The organism is Robiginitalea aurantiaca (assembly GCF_030380815.1).
GTDB lineage: Bacteria > Bacteroidota > Bacteroidia > Flavobacteriales > Flavobacteriaceae > Robiginitalea > Robiginitalea aurantiaca.
Genome location: NZ_JAUDUY010000007.1, coordinates 40,601 through 66,866, shown reverse-complemented (window position 1 = coordinate 66,866; position 26,266 = coordinate 40,601). Strand labels below are relative to the sequence as shown.

The 26,266-nt window shown below is 48.7% G+C and carries 22 protein-coding genes; 7 read left to right on the top strand and 15 right to left on the bottom strand.

Annotation, left to right across the window (positions count from 1 at the left end; genetic code table 11):
- A complete protein-coding gene (locus QU605_RS12430; RefSeq protein ID WP_289725648.1) occupies window positions 1-1,071 on the top strand; it encodes a response regulator in 1,071 nt (356 codons plus the stop codon).
- Here QU605_RS12430 and QU605_RS12425 read toward each other — a convergent pair.
- From QU605_RS12425 to QU605_RS12415, 3 genes are read right to left on the bottom strand one after another with little or no spacing between them, the layout of a single operon-like run.
- Window positions 1,068-1,310 carry a hypothetical protein gene (locus QU605_RS12425; protein WP_289725647.1) on the bottom strand — a complete coding sequence of 81 codons (243 nt, stop codon included), beginning with the start codon at window positions 1,308-1,310 and terminating at the stop codon, window positions 1,068-1,070. The genes QU605_RS12430 and QU605_RS12425 overlap by 4 nt on opposite strands.
- 8 nt (window positions 1,311-1,318) lie before the next feature.
- Window positions 1,319-1,666: a phage holin family protein gene (locus QU605_RS12420; protein WP_289725646.1), complete on the bottom strand. Its 348-nt coding sequence runs from the start codon at window positions 1,664-1,666 to the stop codon at window positions 1,319-1,321.
- Window positions 1,667-1,671: 5 nt separating this feature from the next.
- Complete coding sequence (locus QU605_RS12415; RefSeq protein ID WP_289725645.1) at window positions 1,672-2,001, bottom strand: YtxH domain-containing protein; 330 nt, start codon at window positions 1,999-2,001, stop codon at window positions 1,672-1,674.
- 254 nt (window positions 2,002-2,255) lie between these two features.
- On the opposite strand from QU605_RS12415, the gene QU605_RS12410 reads away from it, so the two are divergent.
- Together QU605_RS12410 and QU605_RS12405 are read left to right on the top strand one after the other, a co-directional pair.
- The gene (locus QU605_RS12410) at window positions 2,256-3,017 is read left to right on the top strand and encodes an RNA polymerase sigma factor (RefSeq protein WP_289725644.1); all 762 of its coding nucleotides are present in this window, start codon (window positions 2,256-2,258) and stop codon (window positions 3,015-3,017) included.
- Window positions 3,018-3,035: 18 nt separating this feature from the next.
- The gene (locus QU605_RS12405; RefSeq protein WP_289725643.1) at window positions 3,036-3,461 is read left to right on the top strand and encodes a hypothetical protein; all 426 of its coding nucleotides are present in this window, start codon (window positions 3,036-3,038) and stop codon (window positions 3,459-3,461) included.
- Here the strand turns inward: QU605_RS12405 and QU605_RS12400 are convergent.
- Complete coding sequence (locus QU605_RS12400) at window positions 3,448-4,659, bottom strand: acetate/propionate family kinase (RefSeq protein WP_289725641.1); 1,212 nt, start codon at window positions 4,657-4,659, stop codon at window positions 3,448-3,450. The two genes, QU605_RS12405 and QU605_RS12400, sit on opposite strands and share 14 nt — an antisense overlap.
- Window positions 4,660-4,696: 37 nt before the next feature.
- The gene (pta, locus tag QU605_RS12395; RefSeq protein ID WP_289725640.1) at window positions 4,697-6,796 is read right to left on the bottom strand and encodes a phosphate acetyltransferase; all 2,100 of its coding nucleotides are present in this window, start codon (window positions 6,794-6,796) and stop codon (window positions 4,697-4,699) included.
- Window positions 6,797-6,990: 194 nt separating this feature from the next.
- Here pta and QU605_RS12390 point away from each other — a divergent pair, with 194 nt between their 5' ends.
- Window positions 6,991-7,854 (top strand): universal stress protein, encoded by an 864-nt coding sequence (locus QU605_RS12390; RefSeq protein WP_289725639.1) that lies wholly within the window; start codon window positions 6,991-6,993, stop codon window positions 7,852-7,854.
- Here the strand turns inward: QU605_RS12390 and QU605_RS12385 are convergent.
- Window positions 7,851-8,699, bottom strand: coding sequence for a universal stress protein (locus QU605_RS12385; protein ID WP_289725638.1), 849 nt, complete (start codon window positions 8,697-8,699; stop codon window positions 7,851-7,853). The genes QU605_RS12390 and QU605_RS12385 overlap by 4 nt on opposite strands.
- 17 nt (window positions 8,700-8,716) lie before the next feature.
- Window positions 8,717-9,565, bottom strand: a complete 849-nt coding sequence (locus QU605_RS12380) for a universal stress protein (RefSeq protein WP_289725637.1) — start codon at window positions 9,563-9,565, stop codon at window positions 8,717-8,719.
- 102 nt (window positions 9,566-9,667) lie between these two features.
- Here QU605_RS12380 and deoC point away from each other — a divergent pair, with 102 nt between their 5' ends.
- Together deoC and QU605_RS12370 are read left to right on the top strand one after the other, a co-directional pair.
- A complete protein-coding gene (gene deoC, locus QU605_RS12375; RefSeq protein WP_289725636.1) occupies window positions 9,668-10,366 on the top strand; it encodes a deoxyribose-phosphate aldolase in 699 nt (232 codons plus the stop codon).
- Between the two features lie 95 nt (window positions 10,367-10,461).
- Window positions 10,462-10,914, top strand: coding sequence for a DUF2267 domain-containing protein (locus tag QU605_RS12370; protein WP_289725635.1), 453 nt, complete (start codon window positions 10,462-10,464; stop codon window positions 10,912-10,914).
- Window positions 10,915-11,194: 280 nt separating this feature from the next.
- On the opposite strand, the gene QU605_RS12365 is transcribed toward QU605_RS12370, so the two are convergent.
- From QU605_RS12365 to QU605_RS12355, 3 genes are read right to left on the bottom strand one after another with little or no spacing between them, the layout of a single operon-like run.
- Window positions 11,195-12,235 (bottom strand): hypothetical protein, encoded by a 1,041-nt coding sequence (locus QU605_RS12365; RefSeq protein WP_289725634.1) that lies wholly within the window; start codon window positions 12,233-12,235, stop codon window positions 11,195-11,197.
- The gene (locus QU605_RS12360) at window positions 12,236-13,408 is read right to left on the bottom strand and encodes a M20 family metallopeptidase (protein WP_289725633.1); all 1,173 of its coding nucleotides are present in this window, start codon (window positions 13,406-13,408) and stop codon (window positions 12,236-12,238) included. It lies immediately after the preceding gene.
- Window positions 13,405-14,016, bottom strand: coding sequence for a flavin reductase (locus tag QU605_RS12355; RefSeq protein WP_289725632.1), 612 nt, complete (start codon window positions 14,014-14,016; stop codon window positions 13,405-13,407). The genes QU605_RS12360 and QU605_RS12355 overlap by 4 nt, the downstream gene beginning before the upstream one ends.
- 198 nt (window positions 14,017-14,214) lie before the next feature.
- Between QU605_RS12355 and QU605_RS12350 the strand changes: the two genes are divergently transcribed.
- Entirely contained in the window at window positions 14,215-14,724 is a 510-nt protein-coding gene (locus QU605_RS12350; RefSeq protein ID WP_289725631.1) for a nicotinate-nucleotide adenylyltransferase, read from the top strand.
- A gap of 102 nt (window positions 14,725-14,826) precedes the next feature.
- Here QU605_RS12350 and QU605_RS12345 read toward each other — a convergent pair whose 3' ends face one another.
- From QU605_RS12345 to QU605_RS12325, 5 genes are all read right to left on the bottom strand, one after another.
- Window positions 14,827-15,810, bottom strand: a complete 984-nt coding sequence (locus QU605_RS12345) for an MlaD family protein (RefSeq protein ID WP_289725630.1) — start codon at window positions 15,808-15,810, stop codon at window positions 14,827-14,829.
- A gap of 3 nt (window positions 15,811-15,813) precedes the next feature.
- Complete coding sequence (locus QU605_RS12340; protein WP_434967930.1) at window positions 15,814-16,539, bottom strand: ABC transporter ATP-binding protein; 726 nt, start codon at window positions 16,537-16,539, stop codon at window positions 15,814-15,816.
- Between the two features lie 60 nt (window positions 16,540-16,599).
- Window positions 16,600-17,382, bottom strand: a complete 783-nt coding sequence (locus QU605_RS12335) for an MlaE family ABC transporter permease (protein ID WP_289725628.1) — start codon at window positions 17,380-17,382, stop codon at window positions 16,600-16,602.
- A gap of 87 nt (window positions 17,383-17,469) precedes the next feature.
- Window positions 17,470-19,047, bottom strand: a complete 1,578-nt coding sequence (locus tag QU605_RS12330) for a glycoside hydrolase family 32 protein (RefSeq protein WP_289725627.1) — start codon at window positions 19,045-19,047, stop codon at window positions 17,470-17,472.
- Between the two features lie 116 nt (window positions 19,048-19,163).
- Window positions 19,164-26,138 carry a S8 family serine peptidase gene (locus QU605_RS12325; protein ID WP_289725626.1) on the bottom strand — a complete coding sequence of 2,325 codons (6,975 nt, stop codon included), beginning with the start codon at window positions 26,136-26,138 and terminating at the stop codon, window positions 19,164-19,166.
- Window positions 26,139-26,266: the final 128 nt, after the last annotated feature.

Genomic DNA, 26,266 nt, shown 5'->3' with positions numbered 1-26,266 from the left:
ATGAGAAAGATCCTGATCATTGAAGATAATGAAGACGTGCGCGAGAATACCGCGGACCTTCTGGAATTATCTCATTACACCGTGCAGACTAGTGCAGATGGTGCCTCCGGCATAGAAAAAGCAAAACACTTTTCTCCGGATCTCATCATCTGCGACATAATGATGCCCGGGATAGATGGGTACCAGGTTCTGGAAGCGCTTCAGGGGGATTCCAAAACAGCGGGGATCCCATTTATTTTCCTCAGCGCCAAAGCGGATAAAACCGATATCCGAAAAGGGATGAACCTCGGAGCTGATGATTATCTGACCAAGCCTTTCGAAGAACACGAACTTCTGGAGGCAATTCGGTCCAGACTCAAACGACACGATTTTCTGCATAAAGAATTCAGCCGGGATATCAGCGGTTTGCACGCTTTCCTGGAGGAGGCCGCAGCCTTCTTAAACCTGGATTACATCGAACGGAAGTACTTTTCCAAAAACTATGCGCATAAAGAACTCCTGTTTACGGAAGGGAATGGGGCAAATTTTCTTTACTATATCAAAAAGGGTCTTGTAAAGACCTTTAAATCTACAGAGGGTGGCAAGGAATTGATCACCGGAATTAGCCAGGAAGGCAATTTTGTAGGGGCTTTATCCCTCCTCAATCCAAGAAGCACCTATCTTGAGTCCGCCCTGATTCTGGAGGATTCGGAAATCTACCGCATACCAAAATCAGACTTTATACACCTTTTGGAGGAAAACAAAGAGGTATCAAAAAAATTCATAGCGCTTATTTCAACAGACCTGATCGACGCTCAGGAACAACTGGTCAACCTTGCCTATTCGCCTGTTCGCCAGAGGTTGGCCCTTATGCTGATTAAATTGCAACGAGCCGGGCTGATTCAGGATGCGAATCACGAAGGCATCGATATCGCCAGGGAAGACTTGGCGGGAATGGTGGGGACCGCAACGGAAACAGTCATCAGGGCGCTTTCAGATTTAAAAGACAAAGGGGTTATTCGAATTGGAAAGGCGCGAAGGATACTCATCGCCGATCCCACCCAGCTCCGGGCCATCGCAAACTTTGGCTAAGCGGCCGGGGGTAATTCGGGGCGCAGCGTCCTGCGCAGTCTGCGAAGCCTGTCCAAAGACCAGTCAATGACCAGATTCTTCAGGGATGGCAAGACGGCATGCCTGATCCCGGAGCGAACGATTTCCATCGGACCCTTTTCCAATTGACTTTTAAGGCGGTAAAGGCTCAGCTGGCGTTGGGTCCTTAAAATCTCAAGCTGTACGTCAATCTCTTCAAAAGAGGAAAATTTGGTTTTCATTTCATTGCTTATTTGTTCCAGTACATATCGGAAAAAGACTCTAATACCCATCGGTCAATCCGACTTCGCAACAGATAGGCCACAATACCGGCCAGGAAATAAAAAACACCCGTAAGGGTAAAGGCCAGTGGGTAGCTTTCCAACCATTCTCCAAGTGCCAGGGAGCCACCAACACTGAGAAACATGAGTCCCAATACGACCAAAACGCCCACGGATGATGACTTCGCAAATGAAGTTAATAATCGCATGAGCGTTTTGAACACATGTAGTCTAACGTAATCCGTACTGGACTCCATATAAGACTGTACAGATCCTACTACTTTCATAACCGGTTCCTGATATGCCGGGGAAGCCATATATTTTATTTCTGAAGTTGGGCGTTCTTTTTCCGCAGATCTTCGAGCTTGTGTTCCAGGCCGGCGATAATGTCATCGGCTTTGTAGCTCATCTGGCTCAGGGTATCCTCCAGACGATGCTCAAATATTTCGCGTTTTTCAGCGGCAGTACGGGCGAGTTCTTCCTGGGCATCTTTGATTCGATGAACCATTTCCTTGCTCGTTTCTGTGGCCTTTTTCTTAATCATTTTTCGGGTCTTTGACCCCTTCTCCGGAGCATAGAGAATACCAAATCCAGCTCCGATTGCAGCGCCTGTTAACAGGGCCAGTGCAACATTTCCACTATTCGTTTTCATGGCTACAGGTTTTAAAGTTTATGTATTGTTTCAGCCATAAATCTAAAAAACGCATGTCTTATCCGAAATGACGTACATCATTTCCAAGGAGTAATTGCGCGGTTTTAATCCGGGTATATAGGGAAATGCCCACCTTTCGGATCTTTCGAGCCGCAATACCTCAACTTCCAGGTCGGAGCGGAACTGATATAGATCATTTTATTTAGGGTGAGGAATACAGAACTTGAGGAAATAACCCCATAATGTAAGGCGAGATGAAAAACACACTGCATTACGACAAAAGACAGGCCGATTTCCATCGGTTTGTAAATGATAATTTTGAGTCCCTGCAAAGATTGAGGTTGGAAAATAAAGGGAAGGCGTTCAACGAACTACTCCTGACACTTCTACCTGATATCAAAAGGTACATAACCAGGGGCCTTAGAATTGCCCTGTCCAAAGGGGTGATTTCCCATAACAAATACAAACCCGATGATCTTTTCGATCAATTAATCATCGATGTCTGGGACAACCTGGATGAAGTCCACGATAAAGATGCCTTCCATGCCTGGCTCTTTAAAAGAGCGGAAAAACTCCTTGAAGACATGGAGGTGGAGGAGGAATTTACATCCTATTTCTACGACAATATAGCAGACTATTCCCGGGCAGAACGGGATCAGATGCTGGAAGAATTCAGCACAGACGGGGATGGTGACCTGGTGATGCTGGAAGAACTGGATGATATTTCCTATAAGAACCACCAATACCTGTTGAAGAATATTTTTCTGGACGATTCCCATGAAGATTTAATGGCCCTGCTGGAACGCAGTGATGACAAAGAAGAACCCAGCCGATTGATGGAAAGCGCACTTTTTAAACTTCCACCCAATATGCGCTCAGTCTTCGAACTCGCAACCGAACAACTCTTTACACTTGAGGATATCTCCCTTATCAAAGGGTTTCCGATTGAACACATAGAAAAAATGCTCGAGAGGGCCCGGGAATTGCTTCAGACCACCCTAAAGGATGAATTTTAAACCCTTAACAATGATATCATGAGTACCAAGAACCTCACCAGTACCTCTGACTACCTGCTTCCGGCAAGTCTGGCCGACCTGCATCAACAAAGCTCAGAATGGCTAGATACGGTTGCGTTCTGGAAAGATGAAACCCGCTTTTTTGCTTCGCTTTTGGAGGGCGGCGGAACCAAAGATACCAATGAAAAAGACCAGTCCGAAATGCTTCGAAATCTGGACCGCCTGCACGAAATGCTTTTCGAATACCTGGCTGATGAAATCAGGGAACACGAGCAATTGCTAAGTCAGATCGAAAAAGGCACCCAGGGTATCGCAGATGCACGCTATCGGGAAGCACATCGCTCCCTGAAAGACAAAATGGCCAAATTCACCCTGGATTTCAGAAAGTTCAAGTCTTTGGTATTTAGCTATGCGAAGGACCTGAAATCTTTCAGGTCCTCCTGACGCCTGGGGTATCTGCGTACAAGCTGTATGTCTGCCGCGCTATTTCAAGCTCTTCATCGGTGGGGATGACCCAGATCTCAACCCGGGATCCTTCTGCGTGAATCGCTCGGTTGCCCTTTGTGGAAAGCGAATTGAGATCATCGTCGAGCTCAATCCCAAAGGCATCCAACTCCGAGCATACCATCTTGCGCAGATCCGAAGAATGCTCCCCTATGCCCGCCGTAAAAATCAGGGCATCCAGACCGTTCATGGCCGCCGTGTAGGCCCCTATATATTTTCGGATTCGATAGGCCACCATCTCCATAGCCAGCCCACACTCCGGATTCCCCGAAGCTGCCCCTTTTTGAATGTCGCGCAAATCCGTATAACCCGTTAGTCCCAGAAGGCCGCTCTTCCGGTTCAGAATATCGTTGACCTCCTCCCGGGAATACCCCAGTGTCTCCATCATATAAAATACAATACCATGATCGATGTCCCCACTGCGCGTGCCCATGATGAGTCCGTTGGAGGGGGTAAATCCCAGACTGTGATCCACGCTTTTTCCGCCCCGGATAGCTGTTGCACTACATCCATTCCCCAAGTGCAAACTAATCACTTTGGCATCTTTATCAAGCCCTGGAGCGAGCTGTTCAAAAACATATTTATGGCTTGTACCGTGGAAGCCGTAAACCTGAATCCCCCCGGACTCGGAGAGCCCCCTTGGGATTGCATAATACCGCGCTTTTTCAGGAATACTCCTGTGAAAGGCCGTATCGAAAACCGCCACCTGGAAAGCCTGAGGAAAAAAGGTTTCGGACAAGACGATTCCCTCCAGGTTCCTGGGGTTGTGTAAGGGCGCAAGTGTCGAGAGTTCCCGGATTTGTTCTTTTACAGTATCGGTAATCTCTGTGGTGGATGAAAACCGTGCTCCTCCGTGTACAACCCGGTGCCCGATTGCACTGATCCCAGGACCTTCCTGACCTTCAGGTACATGCAGTTCGTTTAATATTTCCGCAATGCGCTTCAGGGCACTCTGATGATCCGAAGCCCTGAGTGCTTCCTCCCACTCAGCCTGAGATGTCTTTACCTTCAGCAGCGGATTTTCGGTCCCCAGGCGTTCGGCCATCCCCTTGCAGAGTGAGACTTCTTCCGGCATATTGAGTAAGTGAAACTTGAGGGAGGAACTCCCGGCATTCAATATTAGCACTCTCGCCTTCATGGTTTTTTATTGGATTGTTTCGGTTAGCGGTTCCGGGCTAGGCCCTTTGAGCCTGAATAGCTGTAATCACAACAGTATTAAAAACGTCTTCCTCTGTACATCCCCTGCTTAAATCATTTACCGGTTTATTCAAACCCTGCAAAACCGGACCAATAGCCAGGGCTCCTGTCTCCCGTTGTACGGCCTTATACGTATTATTTCCGGTGTTGAGATCTGGAAATACAAAAACCGTCGCCCGCCCTGCCACCTCGGAATCCGGAAGTTTGCTTCTGCCTACCTTAGGATCTACTGCAGCGTCGTATTGAATAGGGCCCTCTACCAAAAGATCGGGCCGTTCCTTTCTGACCAGGGCCGTTGCCTCCCGAACCCTGTCCACATCAGCACCTTGCCCTGAACTGCCAGAGGAATAAGAGAGCATGGCAATGCGGGCTTCAAGCCCAAAGGCGATTGTCGTATCTGCTGAAGTAATCGCAATAGCCGCGAGCTCCTCGGCTGTCGGATTGGGATTGATCGCACAATCTCCAAAAACAACAACCCGGTCTGCAAGCAACATAAAGAATACAGACGAAACAAGGGAAACCTCAGGCCTTGTCTTAACAAACTGCAGCGCGGGACGAATGGTGTGCTGTGTAGTATGCATGGCCCCGGATACCATGCCATCCGCATGGCCCTTATAAACCATCATGGTGCCATAATAGGAGACATCTTCCATTAGGTCCCTGGCCGTGGCCGGGTCCATATTTTTATGTTTCCGCAGTTCGTATAGGGTATTGGCGTAATCTTCCGCATCCGGCGAATTTCTAGGATCGATGATCTGTACCTTCTCAAGGTCCAGGTCAATACCCTTCAAGGCAACCATTTTACGAATCTCCCCCGCATTCCCCAGAAGGGTAATTTCCACTGCCTGAATTTGGATCAGGTCTCTGGTCGCCCTGAGGATACGTTCATCCGTCCCTTCCGGCAAGACAATTCGCTTAACTTGTGCCTGGGCCATTTTGAGCAGGTTGTACTGGAACATCCTGGGTGTTATCCCATTGGCCCTGAAGGTAACCAGGCGCTCTGCAAGCGAATCCTCGGGCATATAACGCGTGAAATCCTTAAGGGAACGCGCAATTTTCTTGTGATTTTCGGGGTAAATACGCGGTTTGACAGCAGCCACCTTGTTGGTTGCATTATAGGTGCCTTCCTGAACGGAAATAATGGGAACAACTTCCGAAAGCCCTTCGATGAGGCGGATGATGGAATCTTCCGGGATGAGTCCGCCGGTCAGAAATATTCCTGAAACGGACGGGTAGTTTTTAGAAATATGAGCCTGAAGCGCACCGAGAATGATATCCGCCCTGTCCCCCGGTGTAATGACAAGGGAATTCTCGCCCATATGTGTAAGGTAATTACGCAATTGCATCGCCCCTACCCCGAAATGACCTGCCTGATTATCCAGGTGCGCATCTCCGAATAAGACAGTGCCCTCAAGCGCAGAGACGATTTCCCGTATACTGGGGTTGGACAGGGCCGGATTATTCGGGATGGCCCCGATCAGGATATCTCCGGGAAGTTCCTTTTCCAGTCTTTCGATTACCAATTCCCGGTTTTCCGGCTGCACCTTATTCGCAACGACCATCAGCACCTTCACGCCCCTGTCGGCAAAGGAATCACAAGCAAGGACAAAGGAATTTTCGAATTCTTCAATCGTTTTACCACGTCCACTGGAAATAATGATGGCCGGAATGCCCAGGTTTTTGGCTATCAGCACATTGAAATCCCATTCGATGATCGCACCTTCACCGACAAAATCAGTGCCCTCGACCAAAACGAAGTCAAATTTGCTCTCGACAGCCTTGAATTTTGAGATAATCTTATCCAGTACCTGATCCTCCTGATTACGGCTGTTTTTCTGAACCACCTCACTTCGGGTACATGCATACGCTTCCTCGTATTGCATGGGGATTTTAAAATAGGAAAGGATGGTGGCGATGTGATTGTCCTGTTCTCCTTCCGGATAATCATTGATGATCGGCCTGAAATAACCCACCCGGGCCATCCGTCCTAAAAGGAGGTGCATCAGGCCGAGGGCGACAATTGACTTCCCACTATTGGCCTCAATAGTGGCTATGTATATGGCTTTATTTTGTTCCATCGTGGATAACTTACAATGTGGCAAAAGTAGGAGTTACGACAGTAACAGAGGTCCAGAATACCTTAAAATCTCCATTAAATACACCCTGATAAACCATAATCCCAGGCCGCGGACTGATGTAAATCATTTGGGTTCCCGGAGTACTGAACTACTTTTAGGTTTTAAATCCAATACTACCTATAAACTGTACAAAAATGAAATCTATACTCTACGCAACCGACTTTTCGATGGCCTCAGCCAGTGCGCTGAGATATGCCAACAACCTGAGCCAAATGCTTGGAATGCGACTTGTACTCACCCATGTTTACGATCTTCCAACCATTCTGGGGACTCAATTAGACACCCCTTTCCCCGATCTCAGAAAAGATACAGGAGGACATGAACGCAAACGGCTGATCGATTTTTATGAACGGGTGATTGGAGAAGAAGCACCCAGGCCGGAAGAAGTGGTTTTTGAACCCGTTGAAAATATGTCCGTATTGTCCGGCATCATTTCCAAAGCAACAGACTGGCATGTGAGAATGATAATTGTGGGCATGAAGGGTGAAAGCGCCCTTAAAGACCTGGTTATGGGAAGCACAGCTAAAAAACTAATAGACAAGGCCCCTTGCCCGGTACTCACAGTACCCACGAACCACCACTTCGAAAAACTCACAGACCTAGTCTATGCGACAGATTTTGAAGTTGAGGATTTAAAGGCGCTGGAAAAAGTAGTGGAACTTGCCAGGGTATGGCAGGCAAATATCAGGGTTGTTCATGTTACTGCTGACAAAAAATACGCTGGAATTCCACAGATGGAATGGTTCCGGGAAATGGTAGAAACTAAAATTGACTACGATCGGATTCACTTTGAAGTACTGGAATCGAAAAACATCACTTCCACCCTTGAAAAATACTCAGAAAATCAGCACGCGGGTATGATTGCAATGCTCGAACGAATCCACAAAGGAGCGGCTAAAAAACTGTTTCACAAGGGACACGTCAAAAAAATGGCATCACGAAACCAATTACCCCTGCTCAGCTTCAACGAGCGAAACCTTCAGGCATTGTTTTTCTAAAGCCGTTTGGGTAGTATAAAAAGTGGTATCTCAGTATCAAAAGCGATACGTTTTACCACTTTTTCTTTTGTAACGGCTTCAAGAAAACTATGTCGGTGTTGCATCAGGGCTATCATATCTGCTTCAATAGCACTTCCATATTGCCGGATACTATCGGAAACACTAGTCTCCAGTGGAATCTCAACAAATCTTGAATTCTCTGATTTGAGTCGGGTTTGCAGGAGTTTTTTATTGGATTCCTGGGTAGAATTGAGTTTGAACTCCTTTGCCGCATAGGCCACGCGAACCTCAGCCTCCCATGGTTCCATAAGATCGAGCAATGGCTGTAGTTCGAACGATTCGTAGTAGTGCATGAAATCTGTCGGCAACAACACTGTTTTGAGGGCCTGAAAATTATAACCCTCTGGAACTGCAAGGATGGGGCGGTTCGAAATGTGTTTTAAAATGCGCACTGCATTGCTTCCCATAAACACCCGGTCTGCACCGCTAGCCCCCTTCGTACCCATCACAATCATATCGATCCTTCCCTTTTTTACGAGTTTTTTGACTTCGGAAACAAGATCTCCGGGTGCACAACGTGTTTTAAACTCATTCCCGGGTCTGAGCGAATAGGTGGTTAATTCGTTAAGTACGTTTTTCATTTTTTCCCGGGACTCTGCCTCCAGGGACTCGTAAATAAGCCCAAGTCTTTTTTCACCCTGGTCTCCCAATACATTAATAAGATTCGGCTCGTAGGTATTGAGCAGCAGGAATCGGCAATCTTCATTTCGGAAAAGTTTGAGGGCCGTGAATAAGGCGTTCCATGCATTCTGAGAAAAATCGGTGGGAATCAGGATCGTTTTCATGACATTAAATTGCTCGGTTAAATTTCAATAGAATCCGGCACTACGACAAATGGTATTTGTACATGAAATCCAATTTTGTCAATATTCTGACGGATCATCAGGCGTTCAAAAAAAGAATGCTTCCGGTTCATCATCACCAGGAGGTCAACCGGATGCTCATCGATATAATTCAATACCGCATCGGGCATCAATTCCTTTTCCAGGGTGACGGCCTCATATTCGAGTTCCTCCATTTGGCGTTCCAGGTGGGCCTTATTCTCTTTCTGAGCCAGAGTTAACCCGGTTTCCTCAATGACGTGCAAAAATGTGATCCGGGCCTGGTGTATTCGAGCCATATGCAGGACGGGTTGCAGATCTTCAGGTGAATATCGGGTGAGATAATCACTGGGGAACAAGAGGTTTCGCACGGGATGGTATTTTACTTTCTCGGGTATGGCCATAACCGGAACCGTAGCCTTTCGTATTACGAAAACCGTATTGGAACCGAGAAACACCTCTTTTGCCCCACTGGCTCCCTGTGTCCCCATTACGATAAGGTCGATATCCTTTTTAGCAACCAGTTCCTGTATTTCATCGGTCAGGGTATTAAATGAAGACACCACCTCATACCGATGGTCCGGGTTGGCAAATGTGTTTTTGATATCAGCCACGGTTTTTTCCAGACCCATGAGGGAAATATCCACACCCACATCCGGTATTGCACTAAAACTGGGGCCGCCAATCGCATAATCCATACGGTAAAAAGCGGGCGAATAGGTATGCAGAATGTAAAAAGTACAGGTTTCGTCTTTAAAGAAATTCATGGCATAGGAAATGGCATGCCAGGCATTATCGGAAAAATCAGTAGGTATCAGGATCGTTTTCATCGTACAGCCGGGTATTGATTCGACTTAAAGGTACCCCTGAAGTAAAAGACCTGCTATGACTTCTGTCAGTTGGAGCGGACCCGATATAGCGGGACGGATTGAATGTTTCTTCATACTTTTAATCAGAACGCAACAGAAGCCATTATGATAGCGGGGTATTTAGACCATACACTTCTGGCGCCCGGTGCTACGGAATCCGATATCCGAAAACTTTGCCGGGAAGGCCTGGAATACCATTTCAAATCCATCTGTGTAAGCGGGGCCTGGGTGGAACTTTGTGCGTCACTGCTTGCCGGTAGCGATGTCCTTGTGGCCGCAGTGGTTGGGTTTCCCCACGGCAATTCAGAAACCGCATCCAAATGTTTTGAAGCGGAAACCTATTTTACAAACGGAGCCAGGGAGCTGGATGTGGTAATGAATGTCGGTTGGATGCTGTCCGGTAAAACGACGGAGGTCCGAAGGGAACTCGATCGCATTCGGGAAGCCGCCCCCCGGGCGATTCTTAAGCTGATCCTGGAAACCTGTTACCTTAGTGAGGCCCAAAAACGCCTGGGCTGTCGACTGGCCCTGGAGGCCGGTTGGGATTATGTGAAGACGTCCACGGGTTTTGGGACCGCCGGAGCCACCCTTCAGGATGTACGTCTGATGAAATCCGAAGTGGGAAACGCAATGGGCATCAAGGCCTCCGGGGGAATCAGGGAATACGAAACCGCTGTAAAATATCTTCAATCCGGGGCCACTCGCATTGGCACATCTTCAGGTCCCGAAATTGTAAAGGGAGAAGTCTCCGCCGGTTCCTGAATGTAAAAATTAGTTTTTCTGCAGATTGACACAGGTCATTTCCACTGCCATTTTAAAATAGCACTTTTAGGGGTGAATCCTAAAATGATATTGTTATGGCACTCAATTTCAATCAATACGCAAATGAAGGACGCGCTTTTTTGAAAGCGTACACGAAACACATGGGATTTGGACCCGACCAGGATAAGGCGGGTCGAATTCTTACGGCAACACTTCACTCCCTTAGGGATATTATTCCCTTTGAGGAATCCCTGCAACTGATAGCACAACTACCCATGTTCCTAAAGGCTGTTTACGTCAATGGCTGGACCATGAGACGAAGACCGGACCGAATCAAACATATGGAGGAATTCATACAGATGGTCAGGGAACACGACGGGGTTGCTGCTGTAAATGATTTTGGGTATGAAGACGACCTCGCCGAAAAATACATACAGCTCACCTTTATGTTTTTAAGAAAGAATATCTCCCTGGGGGAACTGGAAGATGTTCGGGATGCCCTCCCCAAGGATTTGAAGCATATGATTTACTCTAACCTGATGTTCTAGATTGGATCACAATTCCGGGATGCGGCAGAAAAGGCTCAAGAGGGATCATAATTGAATAAACCTATCGCCCTGGGCATGACACAGATCATTTTCAAATTGGGCAAAGGACCTTGTTATTAAATTTCTGTATGCATCGGTAACCGCTTGTGGGAACTTGTTCTCAAGCCATTGCGAATTCCGCCGGACCCATACATGGCCTGGCGGATTTCTGATTTTGTAACTGCCTCGGCCTCATCCCTAAAAAGACGGCACGCCTCCAGGTATTGTCGGGAGCCCTTGCTCAATATACAGATGGGATTTTGAGATCCATTCCCGTAGCCTGTCCGATGAGCTCGCGCAGCAAAGTGCCATTTTCAGGGTTCAAGAAATTAATGGCCTGTATGCCACACAATTGCTTAACCAGGGCTATACCCGCCAGCGTATTGGAGGCCACCCCTGTTACCAGGTCCGGGGTCATCCCATAAGCCTTTATCAAACCATAAACAGCATAGGGATCGGAGGCACTCATAACAGCATACTTAAGGTTGGGTTGGAGGGCTTCAATAGCCATTGATCCGTTATAGGGTTCCATGGGGGAAGCCCCGATCTCGACTACAGCAATATCAGCCCTTATGGCAGCCATCCGGTTGAGCAACTGACGTAACTTTTTCCTGTAAAGCGCCTCCCCGCAGATCGAAGAAGGCAGGCCTACGTCCACAAAGTCAAAAACGGCATCAGCCCCCACGTCTTTTACGGCAAGAATATCCCTGTACCTTCCGGCCCCAGCCAGTTTGGCCCCAACAACCGAATACCCTGCCGATTTAAAAAGGTGGGTGACAATCCGGGCGGATGTCGTTTTCCCGGCAGACATGGAAGTACCGTAGAAAAGGATTACCGGGGTCTGAAAAGGCCGCTCCTCCACGGGTGCCACAAAATCCTCCATCCGCAATTTATGACCGTTCCTAAAAACATGCCCCACATAGTTGAGTTCCATCATCTGCGGGAGGTATACGGATTTAGAAGTAAGCTTGCCAAAAAGGCCTGCCCCTGTAAGCACGTGCATCTTTCCATTTTGACCTACGGCTTGCCAACTGCCTGTTGCCTCCAGGGTGGCAAATCGTTCTCCCAGGGCCCCTATGATCGTTTCACCCCCAATGACCCCCCGCATACGGCCGCTCTGCAGCTCAATGAGCAGGGAATGTCCTCCCGGATCTGTGATTTTACATACCACATAATCCCCCATTTCCCAAAACTCCCGCTCAAGGCTACGGACGTCAAAAGGGGTTTCAGCCAGATCGGAAATCCGGGTGAGCGAGGTAAATATTTCAACTTGTTTTTTCATCTATGTATGCCTTACCGGGTCCATCATAAGCAAGAGTGTCAGAAGGGTGGTGCGTTCTACGAGACGGTCCGTCTCTATGAATTCGTGAAGGGCATGGGCCCCGTCCCCCGGAGTCCCCAGACCGTCCAGGGTTGCCGTATACTGACTCGCTGTATTTCCGTCAGATCCTCCCCCTGCACTGGCCTGTTCCAATTCAAGCCCCAGAACCCGTCCTGTTTTTGCCGCCATGGTCCATAGACGCCGATTCCTGGACGTGCTTTCCATAGGAGGCCTTCCAAACCCGCCATCAATTTCCAGCCGGACACCTTTTGCCTTAACCCGAAGGGCCCTGATTGCGGTTTCCACCCGCTTACCTTCGACCGCTGTAAGTACCCGAACATCCAGGACAACACGGCTTTCAGGAGCTATGGTGTTTGGGGAGATACCTCCTTCGATCAGTCCGACGTTTACCGTAGTACCCCTGTCAAAATCGTTCAAAGCATACAACTGCTGCACGAGCAATGCCATTTCTACAATGGCATTGGCACCCTTTTCAGGATCAAGCCCCGCATGGGCGGCCTTGCCATAAACGGTCAGGGTAAACCGACCGAGTCCCTTACGCGTTGTTTTCAACTTTCCCTCCAGCCCCAAAGGGGGCTCCATTACATATGCCCGGTCGGCGATCCGGGCCAGACGACGAATGGCTGGGGTGGATTCCTTGCTGCCGACTTCCTCATCTGAATTGATAAGTACCACCGGAAGCACTTTGGGCGTCAAATCGAGGGCAGCAAGGCAGTGCAGGGCAAAAAAGATCTGTGCAATGCCCGCCTTCATATCATAGACCCCGGGTCCCGCCAATCGGGCGTCCTTCTCCCTGAGCGGCATCATTTCAAGGGTCCTTAAGGGCCATACCGTATCACAATGCCCGAGAAGTAATTGAATGGGCTGGTTTGGGGTCTTTTCCATTGGGCGTGCGTATAAGTATCCGCCTGATTTAGTGCCCGGAACCCTTAAGGTATACATTCCCAGTGCCCGCATTCTGTCTTCCAGCCATTGGAGCAGATCGGAAAGGGCCTCCGGGTCCGATGAGGGAGATTCCATCAGAGCGAGCTCCTTAATGAAATCCCGGATGGTGTCCTGCCTGGTACCCAGCCAGTCCTGCATATCTTTTGCTATGTCGGTGGAGTGTATCATCTATTAAATCCTTTAGGAAAGGGGAAATGATAGGTCTCTGCAACCCGAGAGAACCTTCCTTCGGCCACATAGGCCAGAAGCGGGTGCTCGTGAAGCAACTGCTGTTCGTCCTGTTCGGAAACCCTCAGGTAGTCCGGATGCACATAGGCGTGGAGAATAGTCCCTGTAATCAGGCTGTTTCCGCCAAACCCATCGATTGTACGGAAGTGTTTACACTCCAGCATCAGGTAGGATTGTTCCAGGAAAAGGGCATCTACTTCAGCGGCCCGGCACGTGGGTAGCGCATCGATGATCTGCTCCATTTTGGATATCCCGGACTGTCTTGGAGAAGCTGTAAGGGAAGAGATCAAAACCTGGTCCGCCATCGGAAAACTCATCGTGAACTCACCCCTCACTTCAATATTCTGATAAGTCCCATGCGCAGGGGTACAAACAAACCCGATATAGTTCTCAAATCCCATGGGGGTAATCATGTGCTTTGGAGCCAGGTCATAGCCATCCGCCTCCCGGGTCCCAACCACGGCAAGGGGGGCAATCATAAAGAAGCGACTCCAGATGGGCCGGTCCGTGTCCAGGGGTACCCATTTCTGGGATATCGGAGGGATCATAACGACAGGCTTTGGTTTGAAATCAAAAGCTACAAAACTGCCCCGGCCCGTCCAATGATTTGGATCAGGAGCCCAATCCCCTTGTATGAATCCTACCGCCACGACTGATGCAGGTCATTGTTAGAAAAGGACCTGTTAGATACTTTTATGTCACAGACTGCAGATATACCCTATGAGTATTAACCTAAAATTCTAATCATGAAAAAGTTACTGTTATGTCTGCTGTGTGTCGGGTTGACCAGCCCGATGCTGGCTCAGGTCATCAAGACCGAAGAATTATCCGAAGTGGTCGTCTATGCCACAAACTACAAGTACCTGAATAGTCTGGCATCTGAAGAACCTGCATCTATCCCCGTTAAAATGTTGCAACGGAAGGTAGCCGCCTTTAACCTGGAAAACTCCGATTACTATCAGGATGACTACGATTACTATCAAATAAGTTTTTACATCCCCGACGGAAAGATCCTTGCAGCCTACAATGCCGATGGGAAAATTACACGCACCATCGAAAAATTCAAGAATGTTAAACTCCCTGAAAGTGTCAGCAACGCCTTACTGGATCGTTTCCCAGGATGGATAGTGAGTGAAGATATCTACCTGGTGCGGTACCATGAGACCAAAGGAGTTGACCAAACCTATAAGGTTACCCTGAAAAACGGGGATCAAACCCTTAAAGTAAAACTGGATGACAAGGGCAATTTCCTGTAAGGAGCAGATGCGTTAACGGGTATTTGCATGTCGGTGTCTTTTGCATCTGACTGCCCCTGTCTTCCCAGACCACCCTGAAATGTTTCAGGGTGGTCTTTTCTGTTATTGTTTTTTAGCTGCCTTTCGCTGCTCTTTTTCGAGTTTTTTGAAGTACCCCCGGGTTAACCAATTGTGTTTGAGGGCTTCCATGTTCTGATCGAATTTAACCAGGCCAGAATCCAAATATTTCAAGCCATGCTGGATCTCAGCTGCCATCGCAGTATCTTTTAAGAGCATCCCAAGCGTCCCTTCACCTGCCTCCAAACCACCTGCCAAATCGTTCAAACGCCCTGTCAGTTGGCGTATCTCCTGCCCGGAACTATCCAAATTAGCCGCCACCCGCCGGATTTGATCACGGAATTCAGGATCATCCATCACCAGGGTAAGCGCGCTCTGCTCAAGTCGCCATTGTTCTATCATCTGGTTTAACCTGTCGATAGCCCGTTCGGACTTGGCCGTACTTACCTGAAGATTGTGGAAGCTCTGATGGAGATCCCTGGCCATTGTGCTGTCGTAAAGCAGGCGGGAAAGCACCCCGGAACCATTCCGCATCGCCCGGGTCACTTCCAGCAAGTCTGCCGTGAGCAATGCTGCATTTTCATTGGTGACATTCAGGGTGGAGAGCATGTCCTGGGTAATGATCCGGCTGATTGTGGCAATCTCATCCCCGTCCTGAACCGGAAGCCCCTGGCCGGGCCTGGGAAGGATGTTGATCAGCATACTGCCTACCAGACCATCCGAACCCACTATAGCCACTGCATTGTCTTTAATATGCGCCAGCATATCCTCCTGAATTTGCATGTATACCCGTATACTGGTGTCCTGTTCCATCACGATATCTTTCACAGTACCTACGTTGATCCCCGAATACCGAACATTGTTTCCTTTTTGCAGGCCGTTGACATTGTTGAAGACCGCCGTAATCTGGAAAGTAGGCCTGAAAATGTTCTGGTCGTTTCCGATCATGTACGCCATAACGAGGATCAACAAACTCCCCAGGACTACAAATACACCGAGTTTTACGAATTGTGAAGTTGATTTTGCCATGACTTATTTTTTAAAGAATGCTTCGATTTTCGGGTCCGAACTACCCGACAATTCAAGGTAGGTCCCCTCCGCATAATTTATACCCTCTACCAGCAGGAGGATTCGTTCGGATATGACACGGGCGCAATCCACATCGTGGGTGATGATCAGCGATGAGGTTCCGTATTTCCGCTGTATGCTGCGCATGAGTTCGATGATCTCCTTGGAGGTAATCGGGTCCAGACCACTTGTAGGCTCATCGTAAAAGATCAGTTTCGGTTTTAAGATAAGAGCCCGTGCCAGGGCCACCCGCCTCTTCATGCCCCCGGATAGTTCCACAGGCATCAGGTCAATGGCATGCGCGAGTCCGACGTTTTCGAGCGCCTCGAGTACAAAAGGCAAGGTGTCTTTTCCCAACCCGAGCTTCTGGGCATGCCTTCGCATGGGAAATTCCAAATTCTCGCGTACCGTCATGGAATCGTACAGGGCGCTGCCCTGAAATAAGAATCCGATGTCCGACCTGAGCTCGTCCAGCTCGGATTGGCCCAGGGTCGATATCTCTTTCCCCAATACCTCTACGGATCCTTCGTCCGGTTCCATAAGCCCCACAAGGCATTTGATCATTACAGACTTTCCGGAACCGGATTTGCCCATAACCACCAGGCTTTCCCCTTCGTGAAGCGTAAGACTGAATCCCTTCAGCACATGGTTATCCCCAAAGCGCTTGTGAAGATCCCGGATACGGATCATCTCCTTACGCCCACCTGGGGGTACGACAGGACTGCTATGTTTTATTTTGGGTTCCATGTGCTAGAGTTCATAAAAAATATCCGAGATAAATACGGCCATAAAATCCACAAAAAAAACGAGGAGGGAAGCCATAACCACAGCCGTATTCGCTGCCTTTCCCACCCCGGCGGTGCCCTTTTTACAATAATACCCCTTGTAACATCCCACAAGTCCGATAACAAACCCGAAGAAAAACGATTTTGTGGTCGCAGGGATAAAATCACCGAAAGAGAGGGCATCAAAGACCTTGTTGAAATACAACTGGAAACTCATCCCCCCTTTGAGGAATTCAATAAGGGCGGACCCGTAGAGCGCAATAATATCGCCAAAGATTACCAACAGGGGTAACATTAGGGTTGTAGCCAGAACCCGCGTAACGACCAGGTACTTAAAGGGATTGGTACCTGAAACTTCCATAGCATCGATTTGTTCTGTAACCCGCATCGATCCGAGCTCTGCCCCGATTCCCGAGGCGATGCGACCGGCACAGATAAGGGCCGTTATTACCGGACCGATCTCACGTACTATGGAAATTCCCACCATATTGGGCATCCAGGATTCCGCGCCAAATTCGATTAAGGTCGGCCTGGATTGCAGGGTTAACACCAATCCGATGATAAACCCGGTAACCAGCACTAACATAAGGGACCGGTTACCCATTTGGTAACACTGTCGCAGGAGCTCGCGAAACTCATAGGGAGGTTTGAGCACCTCCTTGAAAAACCGGCCTGCAAAAAATGCAAGTTGCCCGGTTTCGGCCAGGAAGTCCCTGATTCCCTTTACTATGGATTGGATGTAGACCATGCCAATAGTAAAGTTAGGCCATCACCATTTCCTAAAGTATGACTAAGGTCATCTCAACCCGAGGACGGACTACACCCCGGGCGCTATCTACCAGGTGCCATCTAAACTGTAGACCGAGCCGGACTGGAGAACCCACTCCCCTTCGTCCGACCACAGGGTGAGTGTGTCATAGGGCTCTGAGGGAAAGAATATTTCGGTAAAATTCATACGTCCCCCTTCGGCAAACACCTCCACAGAGGCAACATCCAGAAATATCCTGAGATCCCCTCCGGCATCCGCATCCATAGGTAGCGGTGCAGCATGCGGGCCTTTAAAAAACTCCTCCGAAAACCCGGAAGGACCTGAACCGCGCCGGTCTGCCCATACCTGCTGATTATCCCGGTCAAAACCGAGAATCAGCCTGTCACCGGCTCCATTGGAAAGTGTGATCCCGAAAAGGCCGGCCGTGGTTTTCTCCAGGTCTGTTTTTAACAGGATTTCGCATTGAGACGGGCTGAAGGAACCCCTCACCACCTGCTCTCCCAGGATTGTCAGCGATGGGAGTTTTGTTTCCACGGAGCGAAGGCCCTTCACCGCATCAACAGGATTGGAAACAAGGGTATAACCCGACCCATCCGGAGTTAAACTAAGGATGCGTGGGAGGGTCATGGCCGATCGCCAGGTTACCGTGGGCACTTCCTGGGCATACTGCCAATTGGACATCCAGCCAATACCCAGCCGTTGGGTTGGTTCCACCGGCGCATTATCCCAGGTTACAAAAGCGTAGTTATCCGTTCCCCAGTCCAGCCATTTCTGATCGCCGGGATCCCCCATGAATTTACTGCCGTCAAAATCGCCTATAAAATAACTCGTTGCTGTACCACCATTTGGTGCATCTTTTTGAATACTGACAAGCAGCACCCATTTGGTTTGATCTGTTTCAGGAATGTAAAGAGGAAACAGATCCGGGCACTCCCACAGGCGGTCATCCCCGACGATTCCAAATTCAGAGAGATACTGCCAGGATTTAAGGTCCTCAGAGCCGAAAAACTGCACGCGGTCGTAAACCGCCAGGGCCATGATCCATTTCTGAGACGCCTCGTGCCAAATCACCTTAGGATCCCTGAAATCCCGGATACCTGCACTATTGGCCAGCACCGGATTATCTGAATATTTCTTCCACGTCCGGCCCTTATCCAGGCTGTAGGCAATGCTCTGGGTCTGGAAATCATCCCGGCCTTCCTTTTCTCCAACCGGATCGTGATGTGTAAATGCGGCTACTACCGGGGGATTATCAGCTGTCCCGAAGCCAGAGGTATTTTTGAGATCCACTACCGAACCCCCTGAAAAGATGTACCCGAGACTATCCGGATACAGGGCAATGGGCAGATGCTCCCAGCGCACCAGGTCTTTGGATACGGCATGCCCCCAGTGCATGGGTCCCCAAACCGTACTGTCCGGATAATACTGGTAACTCAGGTGATATTCCCCATCCAGATAGAACATCCCGTTCGGATCGTTCATCCAATGGGAAGGGGGCGTAAAATGGAATTGGGGCCTGTGGGGTTCCCGGTTGTCCGTTACCTCTTCTGTATCCGTTGCTTGCTCACGGGTCGGCTGCTCTTGTTTGCAGGATAACATTCCAAAAAGCAACAGGGCACAAATCCAAAGGGGTCGGTTCTTCATGGTCTTAAAGCTATAGGTTTCAAGATAGCAAATTCCGACAGATCCATAAGGTGCCAAACCGGCATAAAAAAAGGGCCGGAATTGCTTCCGGCCCTTGATATAACTAGTTAGTTAACCTACTGTTTAATGATCCGGAATGCAGAGCGCGCGCCCTGGTTCTCGGTCACAATGGTCAGGATCCCTTCTTTCAGGGCACTGATGTCGAGGTAAACCTCATCCTGCCCTTCGGCTGAATATTCCTTTACCATCAATTGCCTGCCCACCTCATCAAAGACTGAAACGCGTACAGCCCCTTCCATGTTCCCCACAAATAGGGTCAGGTAATCTGTGGCCGGGTTCGGGTAAGCCCTTGGAACTCCAGCTTCAAATTCCCGTGTAAAGGAATCGACCTCTACCGTATTACTACTCAGGTTTGTACTGCAAGGATTCGCGTTGGACCCATTAGCGGATTTGGAAGCGCTATTACAACCGGGACTGATAAGTTCCAGTTGAAGATTTCCTCCATCCGTGTAGACCTCGATAATGGTTTCTCCGGGTTCAAAAATCTCTATCATCGTTCCGGCTGCAAGCACAAAGTGCGTATTTCCACTCTTGAACTTGTTCTTAGGACCTTCAGGGATATAAACCGGTACGTCATTTGGATTTGTTATTGTAAACTTCACTAGGGTATTGATAAGTGGATCTCCGGGGAGCTCAACATTATCCACCTTACAAACATCAGATGCAGTGACCCTGTCGTTACAGCCTAATTCAGGATTTACGGTAAGCTTACCAGGAAGAACAGTTCCCAATACATAATTCTCGTATCCACTGGGCAGTGCAGTATCAGCAGCAAGTCGAACTTCGTAAACACCCGCAACTAATGGATTCGTGGTAACGGGTTGCCCATTCTGATAAATGGCGAACGTAAAGCCGGTTGAACCATCCGGAGCGGAATCACCACATGGCAGTGGGCTATTTGTAGCTATAACACCAAAAGTTGAAGGAGTAGGATCTCCATTATTAATGAATGTATCCCCTATTTGTAAATCAAGCGTAGCCGGATCTACGACAAGCGTACCTGCCAGATAAGTCACATCATAATTTGGAGTCCCCACAGGAATCGCTGAAGCCTCTGGCGGATCTGGAAGCAAGCACCCGGTTAAAGGGTCAAATACCAAGTCGCCAAAAATTTCAAAAGGAGTTTCCCCATATGGCAGGTCTGATTCTGTCCAGGACGCATCACTTGTACTCAGGGTGTAGGCGAAATCAAAGGGTCCTGCATCTCCATAGGTGATTCTTGCTCCATCATCTACTTTAAGTGTCAGGGCAAATGGATCTACCCTGAACTTGCCGATCTCATTTGGATTATCGGTAAAAGTGATGTTGTAATTATCGGCTGCCTCTGATGTAAGTGCATCGAAATTCGCCAGGATATCATAACCGGTTGCATTTACCGGGTATTTACCTGTAGGACAGTCCGTACACTCAGCATACAGTGCAATTCCGGCCAACACCTCTTCTTTGGTATCCCCGTTTTGCAATCCGACGGCCTCATACTGGAATTCAGGCTGTACATCCCCTCCATAATCCCCATAGACTGCAGGAGCATCACCTGTTGCCAGGAAGTCTGAAGTCGTAACCGTAACAGACTTGGGGGTTATCGTATATGAGAACAATTCAAGATAAACCCTATAATTCGTATTCATCAGGGCAGGGGCAATGGTAACATGATTGCCCACGTTAAGCCCGGAAAGTACAGTAGCCGCTTTAAACAACAGGGGCTGGGTGTTGTCGGCCTGGATGATCTGAGCATCCGCATTGTTAAGCAGGAACAACGGTTCTTCCACTGCAGTAGGCGGATTTTCAATCGTCTCTCCTTCTGCTGATGGCGGACTGCTATTTGTTAAGCTGAACGCGTTGGTCAGGTTGAAGGCATTTCTCAGGGAGAAGCCATTGGAAAGGCTGAAGCCATTAGTCAATGAAAATGCATTGGTCAGGCTGAAACCATTGGTCAGGCTGAAGCCGTTCAGGAGGTTAAAACCATTGGTCAGGGAGAATGCATTCACCTGCAAACTGTTATTAGACAAACTGAAGCCATTGGAAAGACTGAAGCCATTGGAAAGACTAAAGCCATTTGAATCCACAGGAACCGGTTCATACAAATAAGATGTTCCGATCTCCCTGCCGTTAGAAGACTCATCCTCTACCACCATGGAAAATAAATTTGCATCGATCGGAATCAGTTTGGGCAACCATTCCCCCGTATCAGGATCAGGGCCAACCGTTTCACTGTTCCTGAGGCTAAATCCGTTTCTCAGGGAAAATCCATTGCGCAGTGAGAATCCATTGGCTTCCGCATCCAGGGCGCCAACTTCAGACACCTCAGATACCCAGAAAGATCGATTGGTCAGGGAAAATCCATTGACAAAAGGATCTCCGATACCATCATATGGCGTACCATCTGCGTTCCTGAGGCTAAAGCCATTTCGCAAGCTGAAACCGTTCAGAAGGCTAAACCCGTTCATGAGGTTAAAGGCACTGGTGTGCTGCAAGGCAAAATCCTGCTGTACGGGCAACACCGGATCATCAGTTTCCGCTGCTTCCCCAAAAGTATATCGAAACTCTATAGTCGGTACACCCGATCCATATTCGAGCACATCTATTATTTCGCCAGTGGCATCATCCACAAAGACCGCCTCTATAGTAACAGGCATCGGATCGATAAATAAGGTCCCGCTTTGCAACTCAATATTGAATAATTCGGTAAGTCCGGGATCAATGGCGTCTATCGAAAGGTCCACATTGTAATTCCCTATGTCCGAAGAAGGTGTAGCAGAAGTTGTATAGCTAAAGTCAAAAAGGGTATCATCTGCAAATAAATCCAGGATGGCCGTATCCGTAATTGGGTCTCCAACTTCTTCTCCAATCCCCGGCGCATAGATAGTAAACGTAAAATCCGGGTTTTCCTGGCCGTAGAGGCGGGAATCGGTGTCCGGCTTAATAATCAGGTCCTGGACTTCAACCTCCAGAATACCCTGGGTCTCTGACTCGCCTCCGTCAGTTCCATTGGTTAGTGCCCCAGGGGGATTGACTACATAAAAGGTAGGTGCTCCCACAAAAGGCCCCAGATAAATTTCGATAGTTGTGCTACTGGTTACCTGGTAACTATCCAGGATATCAAGATCACCTTCCGTATCCCGAGTCATAAGTTCTCCCCTGTAATATACCTCGGACTCATCTGTAAAGAATTCGCCCTCCAATGTGACAAACGTCGGTTCTGCGCCCGGAACAAAATCAGGGTCAGCTGCAATAACTTCTGCAAATGTTGGATCGAAGGTGTTGAATTCAGGAATCGGGTTCGCAAAAGTACCAATAGCAGCATCCACCGAAATATAACCCCTTCCATTTTTTAAGTCGTATCCCGAAAAAGTATTCGTCATGGATACCGTGTTGTTGAGCAGTAAGTCCTTGCCATTATAGATAGCTGGATCAATACCCGGTAAAAAATCTCCCGTAGCAGGATCTTTCAAATATTTATCGATTGCCTCATCCACAAGGGCTGCCGCTGCGGCTACATGAGGCGCGGAGGCTGAGGTTCCAAAAAAGTTGGGAAATCCAGATCCGTCCGTATCCCCTAACCCTCCGAGAAGTACTGAGGTATCCACTCCGGTTGGAGCCATAATATCGGGTTTATTGCGGACTGATCCCTCGGTTTCAGTCCCTCCCTGGGAGGATGAATTCTGCGGGATGGGAATTCCTCCTGCAACACCATAATTCGGGGTATTTCCATAAAATACTGCCCCGACAGTGACTGCACTTTCCGCGTTGGCATGGCCTATTACAGTGGATCCATTCAAGGCAGGTGAAGAGGGAAACTCCCCACTATTTCCTGCCCGGAAAACCACAAACTTGAGCTTGGTTCCCGCAGGAACGGGGGTGCTGCCCTCCGCATATTCAATCACGAGGAAAGTATCCGCTCCAGCCGTGTTTACGTTGAAATAAAATATCTCTATAGGGTCTACGCCCGTATTCACAATATTGTCTCCTTTTTGTGGATTGCCCGCAGCATCTGTCAGGTAAATATCCAGGTCGTACAGGGCCCCCCCTCCTTCCCCGAGAGAGTAATAATTGTCATCCCATTGGAGGCCAATGGCATAAAAACCAGTATCCAGGTCTGTCAATGCCATAAGAAAATCATCATCAAAGAGGTGCTTGTTCTCATTGGGGCCCGGTGAGGGTGTAAAAGTTGCTTCGTAAGAAAGGTTCCCGAAATTCCCCGCGGAAACATAGTATTGTTTTCCTGCTGCAACCGCAGCGTCCACAGCCTGGGCGATATACCCATCGCTATAATAGGGTTCTTTGAGGTACGTCAGGTCATCCACGATGATATCAACATCGGGGTCAGCGGCAAAAAGATCAATCTGGGCGGCAAAATTATACTCGCCAAAAAATCCTGATCGGAAGAAAATTTCAGCGTCCGGTGCCACGTCGTGGACGATCTGTGCCATGGCCCTACCTTCATCACTTCCGCCACCAGGGAATTTAAAGTCGTTATTAACCGGAGTTGTAAAACCCAATGAGTTGGCCGCTCCTGGCAAGTCATTATTTACAACATCTGCGCCGGCAGCTCCTCTGTTATCATAACTGTCCGAAATCACCCCAATTCCAATATCCGCTCCGGTAACTTCCCAGCCCAGACGGCCTGCAAGGGACCCCTGGGCGAAATCTCCCTGGTTGATAATCTTGCCAGGGATCGCCACGATCTCACTGACCCTGTTGATGGAGGGTTCCACATCGAAAGCCAGAAGGTCCGAAATTCTTATGATCGCTGTCGCAGTTAGTTGATTCGTATTAGGATCATACACCGTAAACAAGTCCCCTGGAGCAATCGGGTTAGGGAGTCCGTCCAAAAAAGTAAGGAAAGCCCCATTATCCACAATTGTAATATCCACACGGATCTCATCATCCTCAATATTTTCAGTGTCTTTGGTATTTATTCCCAGGAATGGTGGTGCCTCATAGCCCGGCTTATCATAGGAAAGCGCTACTTCCTTTAAGGGCGTGGTTAGATTCTCAAAGGATTTAAGTAAATCACTGGTGTCCGTGATATCGCAATTGTCCACCCTTACCGTATCACCGGCCTGGACGCTAGGAATGATACCTGAAGTGGGGGTAAAGTCATCGGTAACCGTTACGGTATACTCCTCAGTTATATCCGGGCTTACTGAAATGGTTGATGAGGTTTCACCATTGCTCCACTTATACCTGTAAATTCCAGTCCCTCCAGCGGCCACTGCGGTAAGAGTTGCAAGCTGTTCCCTGCCCTGGCAAATCGCGTCCGTTTCGTTTTCCGTGGGATACGTAACGGACACGCTCACCGTAATCTGAGGGTTGATAGTAATGACCACATCATCTGAGGCTGCAACGCATGGGCCTTCAGGGTCATCTGTTGTAAAGGTTAGGGTAACGGTACCCGCTGTAACGTCTCCTTCACTCGGGGTGTAGACCGGTGATACTGCTGAGGCATCGTCAAAAGAGCCCGTACCTGAGGTTGTCCAGCTCCCACCGGAAGCTCCTCCACCGAAAGTACCCGTTACACTGACGGTTTCTCCCTCATTAATAAACTGATCCTCCCCGGCTCCAGCTGTGGCAAGGGGGTTTATTGAGATGATCATGTCATCTGAAGCGGCAATACAAGGACCTTCAGGATCGTTCGTGGTAAAGGTTAGCGTAACGGTACCTGTTGTAACGTCTTCTTCACTCGGGGTGTAGACAGGTGATACTGCTGAGGCGTCGTCAAAAGAGCCCGTACCCGTGGTTGTCCAGCTCCCACTTGAAGCTCCCCCACCGAAGGTACCGGTTACACTAATTGTTTCTCCCGCGCAAATCGTTTGGTCCTCACCAGCAAATGCCGTGGCATCCGGGTTGATAGTCACTATCACGTCGTCTGAAGCCGCAATACAAGGACCGTCAGGATCATTTGTTGTAAAGGTTAGGGTAACCGTCCCGGCTGCAATATCTTCTGGACTCGGAGTATACACCGATGTAACTGACAACGCATTGTCAAAAGAACCTGTACCCGTTGTTGTCCAGCTCCCACTGGAAGCTCCCCCACCGAAAGCACCCGATAAACTGACAGAATCTCCCTCGCAAATCGTTTGGTCCTCCCCTGCAGTTGCCGTAGCATCAGGGTTAACCTGAATATTCAGGCTTACCACCGGACTCGCGCAATTGTTCAATGCATCATAATAGAAGGCGAAGTAGTTCGTGCCTGCCACTGGAATTTGATCTCCGGCAACGTGGTCTCCCAACACTAATGGGTCCGAATTGGTACTCCATGTAAGGGGGGCTCCTGAAGGGGCTGTACTACTTACAAAAGAATCCAGGGAGGGAACGGTGTCGTCCGCGCAAAAAGCGGTGGGCGCATTGGCATCAAGAATTGGCGCCGTTTCCCCGGCTTCACAGGGTGCACAAATTGCCGCAACTTCTTCCGGGGTGCTCTGGGTTCCCGGAAGACCATCTGTACCGGAAGCTGTGAAATACAGGATGCCTGAACTAAATGTCCCGCTATTCTTGGCGTTTCCTCCTAAAACCGTTAGGCCACCTATCCCGCTGGTAGTCCCGTTATTATTGTAATTCCCGGACTCCAGGGTAAAACATCCGTTAGACAACTCGATAACTCCATTATTCACTACATTACCATCCTTGAGGATTTGACTCCTTTCGACAACTATTGTACCATCATTATTAAGGATTCCCGGGCCTATGATCACTACTGCATTGGTAGCCTCAAGACGCCCCCCGTTACGCACATTCAGGTTGCTTTGGTTGTCCAGGGTCACTCCGTTGACGCGGAGTTCACCCCTGTTTCTGAGGACAATGTTTGTCCCAGAGTTATTCACTACATCGTGATTGATCGCAACCGTAGCATTCCTAATTTCATAGCTCGGCACCCGACCCCCCTGCCATGTGGATGGAGCATTCCAGTCACCTGGGGCTACCGTAATGAAATCCTGGGCCGAAAGCGACATGGAAAACAGTAAAAAGAACGAAAATAAAAGGCCAGAAAAAGTATTCCGCCCTGAAACGTGGGGTAAAAGTGTTCTCATAAATTGATTGTTTAGGCCATAGCAAAAGCCCAAACGCTAGAAATCCAATGTAATAAGACTTGGGGAAGTCCTAAAAGGCCAAAGTTATTTTTGTTACTATGCTTTTAGCCTTAAGAAGCACGTGAAAA

Excerpts from the sequence above, each read along its gene's own strand:
- QU605_RS12430 (WP_289725648.1), top strand. The coding sequence starts at position 1 with ATGAGAAAGATCCTGATCATTGAAGATAATGAAGACGTGCGCGAGAAT.
- QU605_RS12425 (WP_289725647.1), bottom strand. The coding sequence starts at position 1,310 with ATGAAAACCAAATTTTCCTCTTTTGAAGAGATTGACGTACAGCTTGAG.
- QU605_RS12420 (WP_289725646.1), bottom strand. The coding sequence starts at position 1,666 with ATGGCTTCCCCGGCATATCAGGAACCGGTTATGAAAGTAGTAGGATCT.
- QU605_RS12415 (WP_289725645.1), bottom strand. The coding sequence starts at position 2,001 with ATGAAAACGAATAGTGGAAATGTTGCACTGGCCCTGTTAACAGGCGCT.
- QU605_RS12410 (WP_289725644.1), top strand. The coding sequence starts at position 2,256 with ATGAAAAACACACTGCATTACGACAAAAGACAGGCCGATTTCCATCGG.
- QU605_RS12405 (WP_289725643.1), top strand. The coding sequence starts at position 3,036 with ATGAGTACCAAGAACCTCACCAGTACCTCTGACTACCTGCTTCCGGCA.
- QU605_RS12400 (WP_289725641.1), bottom strand. The coding sequence starts at position 4,659 with ATGAAGGCGAGAGTGCTAATATTGAATGCCGGGAGTTCCTCCCTCAAG.
- pta (WP_289725640.1), bottom strand. The coding sequence starts at position 6,796 with ATGGAACAAAATAAAGCCATATACATAGCCACTATTGAGGCCAATAGT.
- QU605_RS12390 (WP_289725639.1), top strand. The coding sequence starts at position 6,991 with ATGAAATCTATACTCTACGCAACCGACTTTTCGATGGCCTCAGCCAGT.
- QU605_RS12385 (WP_289725638.1), bottom strand. The coding sequence starts at position 8,699 with ATGAAAACGATCCTGATTCCCACCGATTTTTCTCAGAATGCATGGAAC.
- QU605_RS12380 (WP_289725637.1), bottom strand. The coding sequence starts at position 9,565 with ATGAAAACGATCCTGATACCTACTGATTTTTCCGATAATGCCTGGCAT.
- deoC (WP_289725636.1), top strand. The coding sequence starts at position 9,668 with ATGTTTCTTCATACTTTTAATCAGAACGCAACAGAAGCCATTATGATA.
- QU605_RS12370 (WP_289725635.1), top strand. The coding sequence starts at position 10,462 with ATGGCACTCAATTTCAATCAATACGCAAATGAAGGACGCGCTTTTTTG.
- QU605_RS12365 (WP_289725634.1), bottom strand. The coding sequence starts at position 12,235 with ATGAAAAAACAAGTTGAAATATTTACCTCGCTCACCCGGATTTCCGAT.
- QU605_RS12360 (WP_289725633.1), bottom strand. The coding sequence starts at position 13,408 with ATGATACACTCCACCGACATAGCAAAAGATATGCAGGACTGGCTGGGT.
- QU605_RS12355 (WP_289725632.1), bottom strand. The coding sequence starts at position 14,016 with ATGATCCCTCCGATATCCCAGAAATGGGTACCCCTGGACACGGACCGG.
- QU605_RS12350 (WP_289725631.1), top strand. The coding sequence starts at position 14,215 with ATGAAAAAGTTACTGTTATGTCTGCTGTGTGTCGGGTTGACCAGCCCG.
- QU605_RS12345 (WP_289725630.1), bottom strand. The coding sequence starts at position 15,810 with ATGGCAAAATCAACTTCACAATTCGTAAAACTCGGTGTATTTGTAGTC.
- QU605_RS12340 (WP_434967930.1), bottom strand. The coding sequence starts at position 16,539 with ATGATCCGTATCCGGGATCTTCACAAGCGCTTTGGGGATAACCATGTG.
- QU605_RS12335 (WP_289725628.1), bottom strand. The coding sequence starts at position 17,382 with ATGGTCTACATCCAATCCATAGTAAAGGGAATCAGGGACTTCCTGGCC.
- QU605_RS12330 (WP_289725627.1), bottom strand. The coding sequence starts at position 19,047 with ATGAAGAACCGACCCCTTTGGATTTGTGCCCTGTTGCTTTTTGGAATG.
- QU605_RS12325 (WP_289725626.1), bottom strand. The coding sequence starts at position 26,138 with ATGAGAACACTTTTACCCCACGTTTCAGGGCGGAATACTTTTTCTGGC.